This window comes from Pseudomonas sp. NPDC096950 (genome assembly GCF_044762525.1).
Lineage (GTDB): Bacteria > Pseudomonadota > Gammaproteobacteria > Pseudomonadales > Pseudomonadaceae > Aquipseudomonas.
In genome coordinates this window covers 53,425-69,413 of sequence record NZ_JBIWEL010000029.1, presented here as the reverse complement: position 1 = coordinate 69,413, position 15,989 = coordinate 53,425, and the positions used below count along the sequence as shown (strand labels likewise).

Below are 15,989 nucleotides of genomic sequence, written 5' to 3'. Positions count from 1 at the left end.
TTCGGTTATCACTTTGTACATGATTAGACAGGTTCGATTTGACAAGAAACAACGGGTGGTCGATGAGCTCATCCGGCGCATTGAAAGCGGCCTCATGGAGGACGGCTTTCTGTTGCCGGGCGAGCATCAGTTGGCTCAAGAATTCAAGGTCAGCCGCGGCACGCTGCGTGAAGCCCTGGCCGAACTGAAGAGGCGCAACTACATTGCCACGCAAAGCGGAGTCGGCTCTATCGTCACCTTCGACGGTGTGGTGCTCGATCAGCGCAGCGGCTGGGCCCAAGCCCTCGCGGACAGCGGGGCGCTGGTCAACACCGAAGTGCTGCGGCTTGAAGCGGTCAGTCGTCCTGACCTGCTGTCGCGGTTCGGCACCGACAAATTCATCACCCTCGACCGTCGCCGCCGCGCCAATGACGGCACGCTGGTGTCCCTTGAACGCTCACTGATTCCCGCCACCGGCACCCTGGAAAGTCTGCCGCGTGTGGGCCTGATCGATAACTCGCTGACTATCACCCTGGCGGCCTACGGTTACATCGGCGAACGCGGTGATCAGTGGATCGGCGCCGAGCCGTTGAACGCCGAAGACGCCGAATTGCTCGGTCGTCCGCTCGGCACGGTATTCCTCAAGGCCCTGCGCACCACGTACGACCGTCAGGGCCGGTTCATGGAACAGGTCGAAAGCTTGCTCGACCCGGTACATTTTCGTCTGCACCTGCAATTTGGAGAGTCAAAGTGACCGCGCTCAATCGTGCCTTGGGCGCGTTCTATGGTTTGGCCCTGGGCGATGCCCTGGGCATGCCGACCCAATCCCTGAGCCGCGCCGAGATCAAGGCGCGCTTCGGCGAAATCACCGACCTGGAAGATGCCGGCCCCGATCAACCGATCGCCGCCAACATGCCCAAGGGCTCGATCACCGACGACACCGAACAGGCGATCCTGGTCGGCCAGTTGCTGATCGAAGGTGAAGGCCGGATCGAGCCGTCGGTGCTCGCCCAGCGATTGATCGAATGGGAAGCCGAGATGCAGGCCAAGGGCTCGCAGGACTTGCTCGGCCCTTCGACCAAACGCGCGATCGAGATGATCCTCGCCGGTCATTCACCGGAAGAAGCGGGGCGCTACGGCACCACCAATGGCGCGGCGATGCGCATCACGCCGGTGGGGATTGCGGCGGACGTCGCCGATCCGCAGCGCTTTATCAAAGCGGTGGTTCAGGCCTGCCAGGTCACCCACAACACCACGCTGGGGATTTCCAGCGCGGCGGCGGTGGCGGCGGTGGTTTCGGCCGGAATCAACGGCATGGACCTCGGCGAGGCGTTGAACCTGGGCATGCAAATCGCCCAGCAAGCGGAAGGCCATGGCCACTGGGTTGCCGGTGGACGCATTGCCTCGCGGATCAGTTGGGCGCGGACCATCAGCATCGACAGCGATAAGACGTTGTTGGCTGACTTGCTCTACGACGTGATCGGCACTTCGGTGGCCTCGCAGGAATCGGTGGTGGTGTCGTTTGCCCTGGCCCAGCAAGTGGCCATCGGTGAAATGAACGCCTTCGACGCCGTGTGCATGGCCGCGAGCCTGGGCGGCGACACCGACACCATCGCGGCGATTCTCGGCGCCATGCTCGGGGCTTGCTTGGGGCTGGAGAGCTGGCCGGTGGCGATGATCGAGAAGGTCAAAGCCGTGAATGGTCTGGAGCTGGAATCGTTGGTGCAGGGGCTGTTGGCTCTGCGCTGATCGGACGGGCCCCATCGCGAGCAAGCTCGCTCCCACAGGGGCTCTGCTGTGCACACAAATCCTGTGCATGACACAGATCAAGTGTGGGAGCGGGCTTGCTCGCGAAGGGCGCGCCGCTTACTCAATTTTTTTCACCCGCAACGGAAAGCACGAATACGGCCAGGATGGCCGGGATGTTATGTCGACTTCCGAAACTGCCCACAACCAAAACAATGGCAACAGGAGCATCCATCATGAGTTCATCGAACGCCGGGCCAAGCGCCGGGCAACTGGAAACCCGTGGCATCGAACCAGTCCCGGAAAGCGAGTGCAACGGCCATCCGCTGCAACTGTTCTGGGTCTGGTTCGCCGCCAACATCTCGATCCTCGGCCTGCCGTTGGGCGCGACCCTTGTGGCCTTTCGCGGCCTGGCGATCTGGCAGGCAATCATCGTCGCGATCCTTGGCGCTGCCGGTTCGTTCGCGGTGGTCGGGATCATCTCCATCGCCGGCCGTCGTGGCCGCGCACCGAGCCTGACCCTGTCCCGAGCGATCTTCGGCGTACGCGGCAATATCGGCCCGACCGTGGTCTCGCTGATGTCCCGCCTGGGCTGGGAAACCGTCAACACCACCACCGCCGCGTTCGTGTTGCTGTCGTTGTGCTCGATCCTGTTCGGCTCGCCGGTGGAAGCGAAAAGCGCGCCGGTGCTGACGCTGATCTTCATCGCGATTTTCGTGTTGCTGACCCTGTCGGTGTCCGGCCTCGGCCACGCCACCTTGCTGGTAATCCAGAAGTGGGCGACCTACGTGTTCGGCGCGCTGAACATCCTGGTCGGCGGTTTCCTGTGCGCCACCATCGACTGGAGCGCGGTGTTCAACGCCACACCGGCGCCGCTGAGCGCCATGATCATCGGCGTCGGCACCATGGCCGCCGGCACCGGGATCGGTTGGGCCAACGCCGGTGCCGACATGTCGCGCTACCAGCACAAGAGCGTCAAAGCCGTGCGCCTGGTGGCCTCGGCCGCGTTCGGTGCGGGGATTCCGCTGGTGCTGCTGATCACCCTCGGTGGCCTGCTGTCGGTGGGCAACAACGACCTGGCCCAGGCCACTGATCCGATCATCGCGATCCGCGACATGCTGCCGACCTGGATGGCCGTGCCATACCTGATCACTGCGTTTGGCGGGCTGCTGCTGTCGAATAACCTGTCGGTGTACTCCGCTGGTTTGACCACGTTGACCCTTGGCCTGAAGGTCCCTCGCGTCTACGCCGTGGTGGTCGATATCGTCGCGATCTTCGCCGGTTCGATCTACTTCATGCTGATTGCCGACAGCTTCTATGGCCCGTTCATCACCTTTATTTCCCTGCTGGCGGTGCCGATTACCGCGTGGGTCGGGATCTTCGTCGTTGACCTGATTCACCGTCATTACTACAGCCCGAAAGACCTGCTGGACGTCAGCCCGAGCAGCGCCTATTGGTATCGCGGCGGCATCGAATGGCGCGCCTTTGGTGCCTGGGCACTGGCGATTGTGCTGGGCTTCAGCTTCACCACCATCGGCACCACCGCCGAAAACATCTGGTTTCGCGGCTTCCTGTCCGACTCGTATCTGGGGCACAACGGCCTCGGCTGGATCGTGACGTTCCTGGTGGCTGGCGGGATTTACTTTGTACTCGGCGGGGCCAAGGATCGTCGTGCTGCGTTGATCGAGAATGCTCATGCCTAAGATGTTGCATACCGGCCAGGTCATCATCGACCTGGTCATGGCCGTGGATAAACTGCCCCAAGCCGGCGGCGATGTGCTGGCGCAATCCGCCAGCTTCGAAGCTGGCGGCGGGTTCAACGTGATGGCTGCCGCCCAGCGTAATGGTTTGCCGGTGGTCTATCTCGGCCGCCATGGCACGGGCCGTTTTGGTGATTTGGCCCGAGAAGCGATGAAGGCTGAAGGCATCCGCATCGGCATCGCTCACAAGGCCGAGCGCGATACGGGTTTGTGCGTTGCGGTGACCGATGCTTCGGCCGAACGCAGTTTCATTTCCTACATCGGTGCTGAAGGTGACGTAAGCGCTGAAGACCTGGCGAGTGTGCCGGCGGAGGCGGGGGACTATGTCTACGTCAGCGGTTATAGCCTGCTGCATGCTGGCAAGGCGCAAGCGCTGGTGGATTGGGTGCTGAAGTTGCCGAAAGGCATCAACGTGATTTTTGATCCGGGGCCGTTGGTGGATTCGCCGGATGAGCCGCTGATGAAAGCGCTGCTGGCGCGGATTGATGTGTGGACCAGCAACGGCGTCGAGGCGTTGAAATTTACCGGGGCGTCGGACATTGCCGAGGCGCTGGATCGGTTGGTCGATCATTTGCCGTCGGATGTTTTGATGGTGGTGCGCGACGGGCCGCAGGGGTGCTGGATTCGCCAGCGCGGTGATTGCCAGCATGTGCCGGGTTTCGAGGTTGACGCGGTCGACAGCAATGGCGCCGGGGATGCCCATGCCGGGGTGTTTGTGGCCGGGTTGGCGCAAGGGTTGCCGGTGGTTGAGGCGGCGCGGCGGGCGAATGCGGCGGCGGCTTTGGCGGTCACTCGGTGGGGGCCGGCGACTTCGCCGGGGGCGGCTGAGGTGGATGCGTTGATTCGCCAGACATTTGGTGACTGACCAGCCGCTGGCATAACCCTGTGGCGAGGGAGCTTGCTCCCGTTGGACTGCGCAGCAGGCCCCTTTTTAGGGCCGCTTCGCGCCCAAGCGGGAGCAAGCTCCCTCGCCACAGGGACTTCGGCCCTCCATTTGCTATCCCGTCTGAAAATTCGCACAATGCGCGCCCCCAGGAAGGGGGAAGCGTCTGACAATCAGTCAGGCCAGTTTCGTACGCTCAAGGAGAGAGTTCCCCGTTGCAAACCCTCCCGCAGAACACTCCCCGGCAAGCCATGCATGGCCCGCCGCGTTTTTTTATGGAAGAGAGCTTTTTATGGAAGAGAAAGTGAATTACCGGATGATGATCGGCGCGACCCTTGTCGCCTTCTTTGCGCTGCTGGCCGGTTGTGGCGACAAGCCCGACGCGAGCGCCAGTGCGCGGCCAAGCCAAAGCGCCGCAGAACAGCAGCAGATCGAGAAGTACAACCTGTATGTCGATGTGGCCAATAGTCTGACGACGTCTTTCCAGGAAGCCCGGGAAAACTACCTGACGCAACAAATGCCGTTGTTGCAGGGCAAGGAAGCGCAGACCTCGATGCGCATCGAGAACGACATTCTCGTGGATCGCTCGGCGACGAACCTGGATACCGCTGCGGCCATCGATACCCCGATTGTTGAAATCGATGCCGCCGCCAAGGACTTTTCCGCTTCGCTCAAGGTGTTGTCACCGTTGAGCCACGAATTGAATAACTACGCCAACTCCAAAGGCTACCTGGCCGACAATGGCGACAAGGCTCGTCAGTTGAGCAAGGATTACCTGGGGGCGCTGACGCTGGTCGCGCAGAAAGAAGCGGCGTTCTACAAAGGGCTGAGCGATCGTGACCAGGCGCTGACCAAAGAAGCGTTCGACAAGGCGCCCAAGGACACCGCTGCGTACTATCGCGCCGGGTTGATCTACTTCGGCAAAGTCAACAATGCCGATGCCAACGTATTGTTCGCCGCCCCCAATGACCCAACGGCACTGGACGCCTTCGAAAAGTCCCTGGCGCAGGTCGCGGATGCCGCGGCGGGCTGGAATAAGAAGATTACCGAGCAATCGGCCAAGAGCGGCAAGAGTTGCAGCGGCGGCATGCTGGAAATCAACGAATTCATTGGCCAGTCCCGCTCGATGATCAAAGACATCAAGGACGGCGTGTTCAAGCGTGAAGAAACCGGTTTGATGGCAAAAATGCCGGCACACATGCGCAGTTCCAACATCGTCAACTCGGCCAATCGCTACAACCGTAACTACTCGAATGTGATTAACCGGTTCAATCATCCGATGTGCTGAATGCACGTCAGAAGGATTGTCAGCGTCTGATCTGACGCCTTCGCGAGCAAGCCCGCTCCCACAGGATCTGTGTTCGCCACAAATCCCTTGTGGGAGCGGGCTTGCTCGCGAAGAGGCCCTCAAAATCAACATCCATCCTGATCGCTAGCCTGCCTTGCGCAACGCCTCAATCAACGCCTGCTTGCGCATCCCCGACCGCCCCGGAATCTTCTTCGCCCGGGCTTCTTTCAGCAAACTGTCCACAGTCTGGGTATCGCGCGAGGCCTTGCTGTTGGGGATTTCTTCTGGCTTCACGAATGTAAAAAAAATCGCAGCCCGCGATGCATGGCGTGCACCTGAAGGCTGCGATTCTTTGATCTTGCTGCGGTTAGACGTCCAGCTTACGCGCCGCCTCAACCCCCGCTGCGCTGAGTTTGATCGGCAGGTTCAGCGAATGCTCGCCGGCCTCATTGCACGTTACATGGCCATGCTGGATCAATCCGCGATCCTGCAAAGTGGCGAGGGTACTGGCCACGACTTTCTCCCCCCGGTAATTGTCCAGGACCTCCTTGCCCAAACCACCCGGATGGGCGTGCAGCAGGCGGGTCAGGACTTCTTTTTCCAGGTTTTTATCGACGTTCATGGTTACCTCTTTCATGGATGTGGATAGGGTGTTGCGTCGCTCGCGTGGGCGAACTATTTGCCGGCACCTTCGGAGCCCGAACCACCGGTGGTGGTTTTCGAGCTCGTGCCGCTGCCGGCGTTATCAGGTGTCTGGGAATCCGGCGTGTTCATGCCACCCTGACGGCCAGCGTCGTTACCTTGCAACCGCGGATCGGTGCCCGTGGCTGGCGGCAGGCTGCTGTCAATACCCGAGCCGTTGGTGTTCATGCCAGGCGCACTCTGGATGGCGGGGGCCTTGGGTTTTTCGACCGGGTCGGTCGGCCCGGTGCCGGTCGGCGAAGTGGCGGCGAAGGCACCCGAGGACAGCAGGGCAGCGAGAGCGAGGGCGGTCAGGCGGGACATGATCATGGTGTCGTCTCCAGATTATTAGAGTCCTTACCTGATGTTGGTCCGCCCCCGATTTGGATTGGTGCCTGAGGAACGACGAACGGTTCAGGCCTGTTGCAGGTTTTTGGCGATGGCTTTGCGCCAGACCAGCCGGCCCACGGTGATCAGCCAGTTCAACGCGGCGATCAGCAAAACTGTAAACAATAATGTCGCCATCCCATGCTCGACGATGAGCTTCCCGGCCAGCAGCGGGAAGCCGAACACGCCGATAAAGTAAGACAGGCTGAACAGCAGCAAGGCTTGCGCGGTGGTACCGCTCGGCGCTTCGTTCGCCGCCAGGCCGTTGATCACCGAATAGGTCAGGCCGTAGCCGACCCCGAGCATGATCGTCGCCAGCAGATAGGTGACGCTGCTGTCGACCACGAATCCGAACATCACAATCGAAGCCATCATCAGTCCCGACAACAGACAGGATGCGCGGAACGGATCGCGCCTGACCACGAAACTGGCGATCAGCATCCGGCTGCTGATCGCCGCGCCCATGAAGCCGAAGAAAAACAACGAGTAATCCAGTGAGCGTGACGCGGCGTAACTGGTCTGGAAACTCGACAGCCCGCCGAACACGCAGCCGCCGAGGCCGATCATGATGATAGGGAACAGTGCTTTGGACGACAGCACTTGCTTCGCTGCACCCCAGGATATCCGCGAGACGGTGGCCGAATTCGTGTGTGCTTGCTTGAGTCGCGAATCCAACCGCCAGAACAGCAACACGCCGATCAGACTGGCCAGCGCCGCCAGGTAAAACGCCGCGGTTACCGGATAGCCCAAGGCGCTGGCGGCGCGGCCCAGCAACGGTCCGCTGCCAATGCCGGTCATCATGCTGCCGGACAACAGCGCAAAGTATTTGGCCCGTTGGGCCGGCGTCACCAGGCTCGCCACGATGATCGGCCCCAGGGTGTAGAACACGCCCCAACCGAGGCCCAGCAACAGCCCGAAAAACAGCAGCAGGTTGCCGAAGCCCGGCGTCAGCGCGAAACCCAGGCTGGCGGCCACCAGCAGAATGCCAAATAGCGCGATCGAACGCGCCGCGCCGAGCACGTCAGACAGGTGCCCGGAGACGATCACCGCCGCAAAAGTGCTGAGCATCGCCGCCGAAATCACGCTGCCGGCGTCATGCTCATTGCCGCCCCGGGAGCCGATCAGCAGCGAGAGCAAAAACGTCGAGCCGTAGGACAGCGACAGCAGATAACTGGCGAGACAAAACAGGCCGAACAACTTGCTCGAGACCTGGGGTGGTGCGGTAGACATGAGGCGGTTCCTTGACCCGATAGACATGCGGTTTATCTATCTACCATGGGAGGCGTCGCCGTTAGGTCCGAGGTTGTTGATTCCAGGGTTAGTGCTGACCGGAGTAAGGGGTTTCAGCCAACGCCGATTTCTTCCTTGAACAACTCCATGAAACCCTTGAGCCGTTGATGGCGAACCTGCGCCAGCTGTTGGCCCGTGTCCGTCTGGAATCCGTCCGCCAGGTGCAGCAACTTGGTCTGGAAGTGATCGAGGCAAAAGCGCTTGTCGTCGTAGTCCCGGGTCTTGGCTTCCGGGTCCTGGGGGTCGTACAGCGCACTGCCCATGCGCCCGGCGATGTAGAAGGTTCGCGCGACGCCAAGCATGCCGAGGGAGTCGAGTCGGTCGGCGTCCTGCATGATTTTCGCTTCGAGGGTAGTCGGGGCGATATTGGCGGAAAAACTGTGGGCTTCGATGGCGTGAACGACGGCGGCGATTTTTGCGTCGGACCAGTCCAGGGTCGTCAGCAGTGTCGCCGCTTTGTCTGCCGCCAGTCTTGAGGCCTGGGAGCGCAGCGGCGAGTTCTTTTCCACCGCCACGCAGTCGTGCAACAACACCGATGCCAGCAGCACCTCCAGATCACCGCCTTCTTGCGCCTGAAGCGTGCGCACGTTGTGCCACACCCGCTGCAAATGCGACAGGTCGTGGGCGCCGTCCTCCGAGGGTTCCAGGGCATGGGGCAGCAGGGTGTCGGCGAGGGTTTGCAGTGGTGCGAAAGTGGTGAAGGTCATAGACATCCTTGCGATCATGCGCAGTTAAATGTGTGGGAGCGGGCTTGCTCGCGAAAGCGGTGGATCATTCAATATTCATGTTGACTGACACGCCGCTTTCGCGAGCAAGCCCGCTCCCACAAAAGCCCTGTGGGGCTGACATTAGGGTACTTTTTGCTTTCCCATGTGACGAGCACCGATTGCCGCCTTAGTATGGCGTTTTCAACTTTGACAAGGCACGTCCATGACGATCGACATCCGCCCGGCGACCCCCAGCGATGCACCGCAAATCCTCGCGTTCATCACTGAGCTGGCCGACTACGAACGTGCCCGCCACGAAGTCATCGCCAGCGTCGCCGACATCGAGCGCAGCCTGTTCAGCGAAGGCGCCACCGCCCATGGTCTGATCTGCTTGCGGGACGGTTTGCCAATCGGTTTCGCGGTGTTCTTCTTCAGCTATTCCACTTGGCTGGGCAGCAACTGTCTGTACCTCGAAGACCTTTACATCACCCCCGAACAACGCGGTGGCGGCGCCGGCAAAACCCTGCTGCGCCACCTGGCAAAAATCGCCTGCGCCAATGATTGCGGCCGTTTCGAATGGAGCGTGCTGGACTGGAACAAACCAGCCATCGAATTCTACAAATCCCTCGGCGCACAGCCGCAGGAAGAATGGGTGCGGTATCGGATGGATGGGGCGGTGTTGCGGGAGTTTGCCGAGGGTAATTGAAACACCCTTAAAGATCGCAGCCTTCGGCAGCTCCTACATGGACCGTGTGTAAACACGATCTTGCAGGAGCTGCCGAAGGCTGTGGTCTTTTTTTATCTTTGTCCCATAATATGGGAGTGATATTTATATATTGAGATTTGTGCGTCTCCGGGTTTATAGTCCAGCTCACTCACTGCCAATAAACAAAACAGGTGAAGCGATGCTGGCGCAATTGATCGCGCTCGATTGGGGGACAACCTCATTACGTGCTTACAAACTCGCCGCGGGTGGCCAGGTGCTGGAACAGCGTTCGCTGTCGTCCGGGATCATGCAGTTGCCCCGGACGCCGCGAATCATCAACGGCCAGGAATGCACCGACGGTTTTGAACTGGCCTTCGATGAGGCCTGCGGTGACTGGCTCGACGCTCAACCCGACTTGCCGGTGATCGCTTGCGGTATGGTCGGCAGCGCCCAGGGCTGGCGCGAAGCTTCCTACCAGGACACGCCGGCCAACGTCGCCAATCTCGGAAACTCCCTACAAACCGTACGCAGTCTTCGCGGGGTCGATGTGCACATCGTGCCGGGCGTGATTCAGCGTTCGCGTTTGCCGAATGTGATGCGCGGCGAAGAAACCCAGGTCCTTGGGGTGTTGCAGACGCTGCCGAGCGGCAAGGGCGACGATCTGTTGATTGGTCTGCCGGGCAGTCATTCGAAATGGGTGGAAGTGGCCGACGGCTGCATCGTGCATTTCGACACCTTCATGACCGGCGAAATCTTCGCCGTGCTCAGTGAACACAGCATTCTCGGGCGCACCCAGCAACAAGCGGCGTCGTTCGATGGCGAGGCGTTTGACCGTGGCGTGCAAGTGGCGTTGTCGGCGGACGGCGAGATCGGCCCGTTGTCGACGCTGTTCAGCGCGCGCAGCCTCGGGCTGACCGGCGAACTCAGCGCCACCGCCCAACCTGATTATCTGTCCGGCCTGTTGATCGGCCATGAACTGTCGGCCCTGGCCAACGTTCAGCGGCGCCGCCGCAACAGCGTGCACCTGCCTTCAATCATCCTCATCGGTAATGCCCAACTCTGCGCCCGCTACAGCCGGGCCCTCGACGCCTGCGGTTTTGCCAAGGTGACGTTGGCCGAGCAGGCCACCGAGCGCGGGTTGTGGCAACTGGCGGTCGCCGCCGGACTGGTCTCACAACATCTATCTCGTTAAACCTGATTGGAGGTCTGACATGCTCAAGCAAGCCCTGGCGCAAAACGGCCTGATCGCGATCCTGCGCGGCCTGCGTCCTACAGAGGCGGCGGCCATCGGCAAGGTCCTGTATGCCGCCGGATTTCGCGTCATCGAAGTGCCGCTCAACTCCCCGGAGCCGTACGAAAGTATCCGCATCCTGCGCAGTACCTTGCCCGCCGATTGCCTGATCGGCGCCGGCACTGTCCTGACGCCGGAACAGGTCGAGCAAGTGAAAGCGGCCGGCGGCCAGGTGATCGTCATGCCCCATAGCGATCCGAAGGTCTTGCGTGCGGCGAAAGCGGCGGGGTTGTTCCTGTCGCCGGGCGTCGCGACGCCGACCGAAGCCTTTGCCGCACTGGCCGAAGGCGCCGACGTGCTGAAGATGTTCCCCGCCGAACAGATGGGGCCAGCCGTTGTAAAAGCCTGGCTCGCGGTGTTGCCGGCCGGGACCATTCTGGCGCCGGTTGGCGGGATCACCCCGGACAACATGCAGGTGTTTATCGACGCGGGCGTCAAAGGTTTCGGCTTGGGTTCCGGGTTGTTCAAACCGGGCATGACGCCTGAGGACGTAGCGGTTAACGCCAAGGCCTACGTCGCCGCATGGAACGCTCTGCGTTAAGACTTTTTGGCGCCGAGCGCGCTACATCTAACAAGAGAGACAATCAGATGAAAATCACCAAACTCACCACCTTCATCGTCCCGCCACGCTGGTGCTTCCTCAAGGTCGAAACCGATGAGGGCGTGACCGGTTGGGGCGAGCCTGTCGTCGAAGGTCGCGCCCACACGGTTGCCGCTGCTGTAGAGGAATTGTCCGACTACCTGATCGGCAAAGACCCACGCAACATCGAAGACATCTGGACCGTGCTCTATCGTGGCGGCTTCTATCGTGGCGGTGCGATCCACATGAGCGCACTCGCCGGCATCGACCAGGCGTTGTGGGACATCAAGGGCAAGGCCCTGGGTGTGTCGGTCAGCGATTTGCTCGGTGGCCAGGTGCGGGACAAGATTCGCGTGTATTCGTGGATCGGCGGCGACCGCCCGGCCGACACCGCGCGTGCGGCGAAAGAAGCGGTGGAGCGTGGTTTCACTGCGGTGAAAATGAATGGCACCGAAGAGCTGCAATTCCTCGATTCCTTCGAAAAAGTCGACCTGGCCCTGGCCAACGTCGCCGCCGTGCGTGACGCGGTGGGCCCGAACGTCGGCATCGGCGTCGATTTCCATGGCCGGGTACACAAACCCATGGCCAAGGTGCTGATGAAGGAACTCGACCCGTACAAGTTGATGTTCATCGAAGAGCCGGTGCTCAGCGAAAACTACGAAGCGCTGAAGGAACTGGCGCCGCTGACCAGCACCCCGATTGCCTTGGGCGAGCGTTTGTTCTCCCGTTGGGATTTCAAGCGTGTACTCAGCGAAGGTTACGTCGACATCATCCAGCCCGATGCGTCCCACGCCGGCGGCATCACCGAAACCCGCAAGATCGCCAACATGGCTGAAGCCTACGACGTGGCGCTGGCGCTGCACTGCCCGCTGGGCCCGATTGCCTTGGCCGCTTGCCTGCAACTCGACGCGGTTTGCTACAACGCGTTCATCCAGGAACAGAGCCTGGGCATCCACTACAACGAGAGCAACGACCTGCTGGATTACGTCAAGGATCCACGGGTGTTCGACTACGACAAAGGCTTCGTGAAAATCCCGAACGGCCCGGGCCTGGGGATCGAGATCAACGAGGAATACGTGATCGAACGCGCGGCGGTCGGCCACCGCTGGCGCAACCCGATCTGGCGCCATGCCGATGGCAGTTTCGCCGAGTGGTGAGTGCTGCCTGACTCAACACAAATCCAATGTGGGAGCGGGCTTGCTCGCGAAGGCGTCGTATCAGCCAATGATGATGTCGACTGACACACCGTCTTCGCGAGCAAGCCCGCTCCCACACTGGATCTCCATGGACAGGTAGATCTGCGTCAAATCCGATTTTGATATCGCCCTCAATAAACATAAGAAGAGGCATCCCTCATGCAACCGCAAACCCTCACCGGGCAGGCGTCGTTGGTGACGCCCAGCCGCAAGCGTTTTTTCATCATGGTGCTGCTGTTTATCACCGTGGTGATCAACTACCTGGACCGCAGCAACCTGTCGATCGCCGCCCCGGCGCTGACCACTGAACTGGGGATCGACCCGATCCACGTCGGGCTGATTTTCTCCGCATTCGGCTGGACCTACGCCGCCATGCAGATCCCCGGCGGGTGGCTGGTGGATCGTGTGCCGCCGCGAATTCTCTACAGCGTCGCGCTGCTGCTGTGGTCGCTGGCCACGGTGATGCTCGGTTTCGCCGGCAGCTTCATCGCGCTGTTCGTGCTGCGGATGGCGGTCGGTGCGCTGGAAGCCCCGGCCTATCCGATCAACAGTCGCGTGGTCACCACTTGGTTTCCGGAACGCGAACGCGCCACGGCCATCGGTTTCTACACCTCCGGGCAGTTTGTCGGGCTCGCATTCCTGACGCCGGTACTGGCTTGGCTGCAGCATGAGTTTGGCTGGCACATGGTGTTTGTCAGCACCGGTGTCGTCGGCATTATCTGGGCGGTGATCTGGTACGCGGTGTATCGCGAGCCACGGGATTTCAAGGGTGCCAACGACGCGGAAATCGACCTGATCCGCGAGGGCGGCGGGCTGGTGGATATCCAGGCCGAACAAGCCAAAGTCAAAGCCAAATTCAGCTGGACCGACCTCGGCATTGTGTTGAGCAAACGCAAACTCTGGGGCATTTACCTCGGCCAGTTCTGCCTCAACTCGACGTTGTGGTTTTTCCTGACGTGGTTCCCGACCTACCTGGTGAAATATCGCGGCATGGACTTCATCAAGTCTGGCCTGCTGGCGTCGCTGCCGTTTCTCGCCGCGTTTGTGGGTGTGCTGTGTTCCGGGTTCTTTTCGGACTTTTTGATCCGTCGCGGCTACACCGTCGGATTTGCCCGCAAGTTGCCGATCATTGGCGGTCTGCTGATTTCCACTTCGATCATCGGCGCCAACTTCGTCGAGTCGACGCCGCTGGTGATTGCCTTCCTCGCGTTGGCGTTCTTTGGGAACGGACTGGCCTCGATTACCTGGTCACTGGTGTCGACCCTGGCCCCGGCGCGGTTGCTCGGATTGACCGGTGGGGTGTTTAACTTCATCGGCAACCTGTCGGCGATTACCACGCCAATCGTGATTGGTTTCCTCGCCACCGGTGATTCGTTTGCCCCGGCGATTACCTACATCGCGGTTCTTGCGTTGATTGGTGCGCTTTCCTACGTGCTGCTGGTCGGCAAGGTCGAGCGTATCAAGTTGTAGTCGTAGCCGTCGGGCGACCATAATGCCGCCCGTTCCCTCGCTCAACGGTAAAGGCTGGATATGCAGGAAGACGCCCCAAAAATCGCCAAGGACGCCGCACCGACCGGCACCCAGACACTGCTTCGTGGTTTGGGTGTGGTTCAGGCCGTGGCCAGTGGCGCTCGCGATCTCAAGGAAATTGCCCGGCTGATCGGCACCACGCGCAGCACCACCCATCGCCTGGCCAGTTGCCTGGTGGACGAGCGTTACCTGCGTGTCGTGCCGCAAGTCGGTTATTTGCTGGGGCCGAAGCTGATCGAACTGGGTTTCCAGGCGCGGGAAGAATTGCCGTTGGTGACGTTAGCCGGTCCGTATCTGGATGAGTTGTCGGCGTTGACCGGCGACACCATTCACCTGGCGATTCGCGAGGGCGACGAGGTGCTGTACCTGCACAAGAATCCGGGGCGCAATGGCCCGGAAATGCGTTCGCGGGTCGGCCATCGCATGCCGTTGGCGCGCACCGGGATCGGCAAGGCGCTGATGCTCGATGACACCCAGGAAGACTGGAAACGACTGTACGAAGTCAGCCTTCTGGCCGGTGGGAAAAATCAGTTCTGGCCGCAGCACCCGGAGCAATCCTGGGAGCAGTTTCAGCAGCGCATGGTCGAGTATGTGGCGGGGGGCTACGCGTTCGATCTGGAAGACAACGAACCGTCGATCCGTTGTGTGGCGGCGCCGATCCGCGATGCCAGCAAACGCATCGTCGCCGGCATCAGCATCGCCAGCACCGTGCCATACATGCCGCTGGAAAAAATGGCCGAGCTGATTCCCCTGATCAAAGGGGTCACGGCCCGGCTCTCGGCTGAACTCGGCGCGAAGGTTTAGACCTTCAGGGTCGCCATGTCGATCACGAAGCGGTACTTCACGTCACCGGCAATCATGCGGGTGAACGCTTCGTTGATCTGATGGATGTTGAGCATTTCGATGTCGCAGGTGATGTTGTGCTCGGCGCAGAAATCCAGCACTTCCTGGGTTTCGGCAACGCCACCGATCAGCGAACCGGCCAGTACACGACGGCTCATCACCAGTTTGCCGGCGTGGACCGGCGGATCGATCGGTTCGATCAAGCCGACCAGGATGTGCACGCCGTCGAAACGCAGGGTATCGAGGTACGGGTTGAGGTCGTGCTGCACCGGAATGGTGTCCAGCAGGAAGTCGAAATGCCCGGCGGCGGCCTTCATCTGTTCGGCATCGGTGGACACGATCACGTGGTCCGCGCCCTGACGCCGCGCTTCTTCAGCCTTGCTCGCCGAGCGGGTGAACAACGTCACTTCCGCGCCCATGGCTTTGGCGAACTTGATGCCCATGTGGCCCAGGCCACCCATGCCGAGAATCCCGACCTTGTCGCCAGCCTTTACGCCGTAATGCTTGAGCGGCGAGTAGGTGGTGATGCCGGCGCAGAGGATCGGCGCGGCGCTGGCCAGGTCGAGTGATGCCGGGATGCGCACCACGAAGTGCTCACTGACCACGATGCTGTCCGAGTAGCCGCCCATGGTGTTGCTGCCATCGACCCGGTCCGGGGTGGCGTAAGTCATGGTCGGGCCTTCGAGGCAATATTGCTCGAGGTTGGCCTGGCAGGCATCACAGCTGCGGCAAGAATCGACCATGCAACCGACGCCGACCAGATCGCCGATTTTGTGTTTGGTGACGTTCGCACCGACGGCGGTAACTTTGCCTACGATTTCGTGGCCGGGCATCAGTGGGTAAACGGCAATGCCCCACTCGTTACGGGCCTGGTGGATGTCGGAATGGCAGACGCCGCAGTAGAGAATATCGATCGCCACGTCGTCGGCCCGTGGGCTGCGACGTTCGAATTTCACGGGGGCGAGGGGAGTGGTGGCCGACTGGGCGGCGTATCCGATAGCGGTGTACATAAGGAGCCTCGCAAAAGCAGTGAAAGGTGAGATGCGCCATTTTGGGGGGCGTCACCGTGGTCAGCCATGACGATTCCTCCGCGTGTCATGCCTAATCCTCCGGCATGTACCG

The 15,989-nt window shown here is 61.0% G+C and carries 16 protein-coding genes and 1 pseudogene; 11 read left to right on the top strand and 6 right to left on the bottom strand.

Translation table 11 applies throughout. From position 1 onward, the window contains the following. Positions 1 to 19: 19 nt before the first annotated feature. The 5 genes from ACIQY3_RS30040 (at position 20) to ACIQY3_RS30020 (ending at position 5,656) form a co-directional block, all read left to right on the top strand. The gene (locus ACIQY3_RS30040) at positions 20 to 733 is read left to right on the top strand and encodes a GntR family transcriptional regulator (protein ID WP_403027178.1); all 714 of its coding nucleotides are present in this window, start codon (positions 20 to 22) and stop codon (positions 731 to 733) included. After that, entirely contained in the window at positions 730 to 1,728 is a 999-nt protein-coding gene (locus ACIQY3_RS30035; RefSeq protein ID WP_403027175.1) for an ADP-ribosylglycohydrolase family protein, read from the top strand. Before ACIQY3_RS30040 ends, ACIQY3_RS30035 begins: the two co-directional genes overlap by 4 nt. A 233-nt stretch (positions 1,729 to 1,961) precedes the next feature. After that, positions 1,962 to 3,428: a purine-cytosine permease family protein gene (locus tag ACIQY3_RS30030; protein ID WP_403027172.1), complete on the top strand. Its 1,467-nt coding sequence runs from the start codon at positions 1,962 to 1,964 to the stop codon at positions 3,426 to 3,428. Then, positions 3,421 to 4,350, top strand: coding sequence for a PfkB family carbohydrate kinase (locus ACIQY3_RS30025; RefSeq protein WP_403027169.1), 930 nt, complete (start codon positions 3,421 to 3,423; stop codon positions 4,348 to 4,350). The genes ACIQY3_RS30030 and ACIQY3_RS30025 overlap by 8 nt, the downstream gene beginning before the upstream one ends. 310 nt (positions 4,351 to 4,660) lie before the next feature. After that, positions 4,661 to 5,656, top strand: coding sequence for a DUF3829 domain-containing protein (locus ACIQY3_RS30020; RefSeq protein WP_403027166.1), 996 nt, complete (start codon positions 4,661 to 4,663; stop codon positions 5,654 to 5,656). Between the two features lie 144 nt (positions 5,657 to 5,800). On the opposite strand, the pseudogene ACIQY3_RS30015 reads toward ACIQY3_RS30020, so the two are convergent. The 5 genes and pseudogenes from ACIQY3_RS30015 to ACIQY3_RS29995 all read right to left on the bottom strand — a co-directional run. Further along, positions 5,801 to 5,929 (bottom strand): annotated as a pseudogene (locus ACIQY3_RS30015) (Rho termination factor N-terminal domain-containing protein); the annotation flags it as partial. Between the two features lie 94 nt (positions 5,930 to 6,023). Continuing rightward, positions 6,024 to 6,278 (bottom strand): hypothetical protein, encoded by a 255-nt coding sequence (locus ACIQY3_RS30010; RefSeq protein WP_090186707.1) that lies wholly within the window; start codon positions 6,276 to 6,278, stop codon positions 6,024 to 6,026. A 53-nt stretch (positions 6,279 to 6,331) separates the two neighbouring features. Then, positions 6,332 to 6,667: a hypothetical protein gene (locus ACIQY3_RS30005; RefSeq protein WP_403027162.1), complete on the bottom strand. Its 336-nt coding sequence runs from the start codon at positions 6,665 to 6,667 to the stop codon at positions 6,332 to 6,334. A gap of 84 nt (positions 6,668 to 6,751) precedes the next feature. Continuing rightward, a complete protein-coding gene (locus tag ACIQY3_RS30000; protein WP_403027159.1) occupies positions 6,752 to 7,954 on the bottom strand; it encodes an MFS transporter in 1,203 nt (400 codons plus the stop codon). Positions 7,955 to 8,067: 113 nt separating this feature from the next. Then, a complete protein-coding gene (locus ACIQY3_RS29995; RefSeq protein ID WP_403027157.1) occupies positions 8,068 to 8,721 on the bottom strand; it encodes an HD domain-containing protein in 654 nt (217 codons plus the stop codon). Positions 8,722 to 8,944: 223 nt separating this feature from the next. Between ACIQY3_RS29995 and ACIQY3_RS29990 the strand changes: the two genes are divergently transcribed. From ACIQY3_RS29990 to ACIQY3_RS29965, 6 genes are all read left to right on the top strand, one after another. Next, complete coding sequence (locus tag ACIQY3_RS29990; RefSeq protein WP_403027154.1) at positions 8,945 to 9,427, top strand: GNAT family N-acetyltransferase; 483 nt, start codon at positions 8,945 to 8,947, stop codon at positions 9,425 to 9,427. A 199-nt stretch (positions 9,428 to 9,626) separates the two neighbouring features. Continuing rightward, a complete protein-coding gene (locus tag ACIQY3_RS29985; RefSeq protein WP_403027151.1) occupies positions 9,627 to 10,619 on the top strand; it encodes a 2-dehydro-3-deoxygalactonokinase in 993 nt (330 codons plus the stop codon). 19 nt (positions 10,620 to 10,638) lie between these two features. Continuing rightward, complete coding sequence (locus ACIQY3_RS29980) at positions 10,639 to 11,259, top strand: 2-dehydro-3-deoxy-6-phosphogalactonate aldolase (protein WP_403027148.1); 621 nt, start codon at positions 10,639 to 10,641, stop codon at positions 11,257 to 11,259. A 47-nt stretch (positions 11,260 to 11,306) separates the two neighbouring features. After that, positions 11,307 to 12,455, top strand: a complete 1,149-nt coding sequence (gene dgoD, locus ACIQY3_RS29975; protein ID WP_008152275.1) for a galactonate dehydratase — start codon at positions 11,307 to 11,309, stop codon at positions 12,453 to 12,455. A 198-nt stretch (positions 12,456 to 12,653) separates the two neighbouring features. Further along, positions 12,654 to 13,964, top strand: a complete 1,311-nt coding sequence (locus tag ACIQY3_RS29970) for an MFS transporter (protein ID WP_403027143.1) — start codon at positions 12,654 to 12,656, stop codon at positions 13,962 to 13,964. Between the two features lie 60 nt (positions 13,965 to 14,024). Then, the gene (locus ACIQY3_RS29965; protein ID WP_403027140.1) at positions 14,025 to 14,828 is read left to right on the top strand and encodes an IclR family transcriptional regulator; all 804 of its coding nucleotides are present in this window, start codon (positions 14,025 to 14,027) and stop codon (positions 14,826 to 14,828) included. Here ACIQY3_RS29965 and ACIQY3_RS29960 read toward each other — a convergent pair. After that, positions 14,825 to 15,877 (bottom strand): NAD(P)-dependent alcohol dehydrogenase, encoded by a 1,053-nt coding sequence (locus ACIQY3_RS29960; RefSeq protein WP_403027135.1) that lies wholly within the window; start codon positions 15,875 to 15,877, stop codon positions 14,825 to 14,827. The two genes, ACIQY3_RS29965 and ACIQY3_RS29960, sit on opposite strands and share 4 nt — an antisense overlap. Positions 15,878 to 15,989 lie beyond the last annotated feature (112 nt).

Bases quoted from the DNA above. Each gene is read 5' to 3' on its own strand.
- ACIQY3_RS30040 (WP_403027178.1), top strand. From the start codon at position 20: ATGATTAGACAGGTTCGATTTGACAAGAAACAACGGGTGGTCGATGAG.
- ACIQY3_RS30030 (WP_403027172.1), top strand. From the start codon at position 1,962: ATGAGTTCATCGAACGCCGGGCCAAGCGCCGGGCAACTGGAAACCCGT.
- ACIQY3_RS30025 (WP_403027169.1), top strand. From the start codon at position 3,421: ATGCCTAAGATGTTGCATACCGGCCAGGTCATCATCGACCTGGTCATG.
- ACIQY3_RS30020 (WP_403027166.1), top strand. From the start codon at position 4,661: ATGGAAGAGAAAGTGAATTACCGGATGATGATCGGCGCGACCCTTGTC.
- ACIQY3_RS30010 (WP_090186707.1), bottom strand. From the start codon at position 6,278: ATGAACGTCGATAAAAACCTGGAAAAAGAAGTCCTGACCCGCCTGCTG.
- ACIQY3_RS30005 (WP_403027162.1), bottom strand. From the start codon at position 6,667: ATGATCATGTCCCGCCTGACCGCCCTCGCTCTCGCTGCCCTGCTGTCC.
- ACIQY3_RS30000 (WP_403027159.1), bottom strand. From the start codon at position 7,954: ATGTCTACCGCACCACCCCAGGTCTCGAGCAAGTTGTTCGGCCTGTTT.
- ACIQY3_RS29995 (WP_403027157.1), bottom strand. From the start codon at position 8,721: ATGACCTTCACCACTTTCGCACCACTGCAAACCCTCGCCGACACCCTG.
- ACIQY3_RS29990 (WP_403027154.1), top strand. From the start codon at position 8,945: ATGACGATCGACATCCGCCCGGCGACCCCCAGCGATGCACCGCAAATC.
- ACIQY3_RS29985 (WP_403027151.1), top strand. From the start codon at position 9,627: ATGCTGGCGCAATTGATCGCGCTCGATTGGGGGACAACCTCATTACGT.
- ACIQY3_RS29980 (WP_403027148.1), top strand. From the start codon at position 10,639: ATGCTCAAGCAAGCCCTGGCGCAAAACGGCCTGATCGCGATCCTGCGC.
- dgoD (WP_008152275.1), top strand. From the start codon at position 11,307: ATGAAAATCACCAAACTCACCACCTTCATCGTCCCGCCACGCTGGTGC.
- ACIQY3_RS29970 (WP_403027143.1), top strand. From the start codon at position 12,654: ATGCAACCGCAAACCCTCACCGGGCAGGCGTCGTTGGTGACGCCCAGC.
- ACIQY3_RS29965 (WP_403027140.1), top strand. From the start codon at position 14,025: ATGCAGGAAGACGCCCCAAAAATCGCCAAGGACGCCGCACCGACCGGC.
- ACIQY3_RS29960 (WP_403027135.1), bottom strand. From the start codon at position 15,877: ATGTACACCGCTATCGGATACGCCGCCCAGTCGGCCACCACTCCCCTC.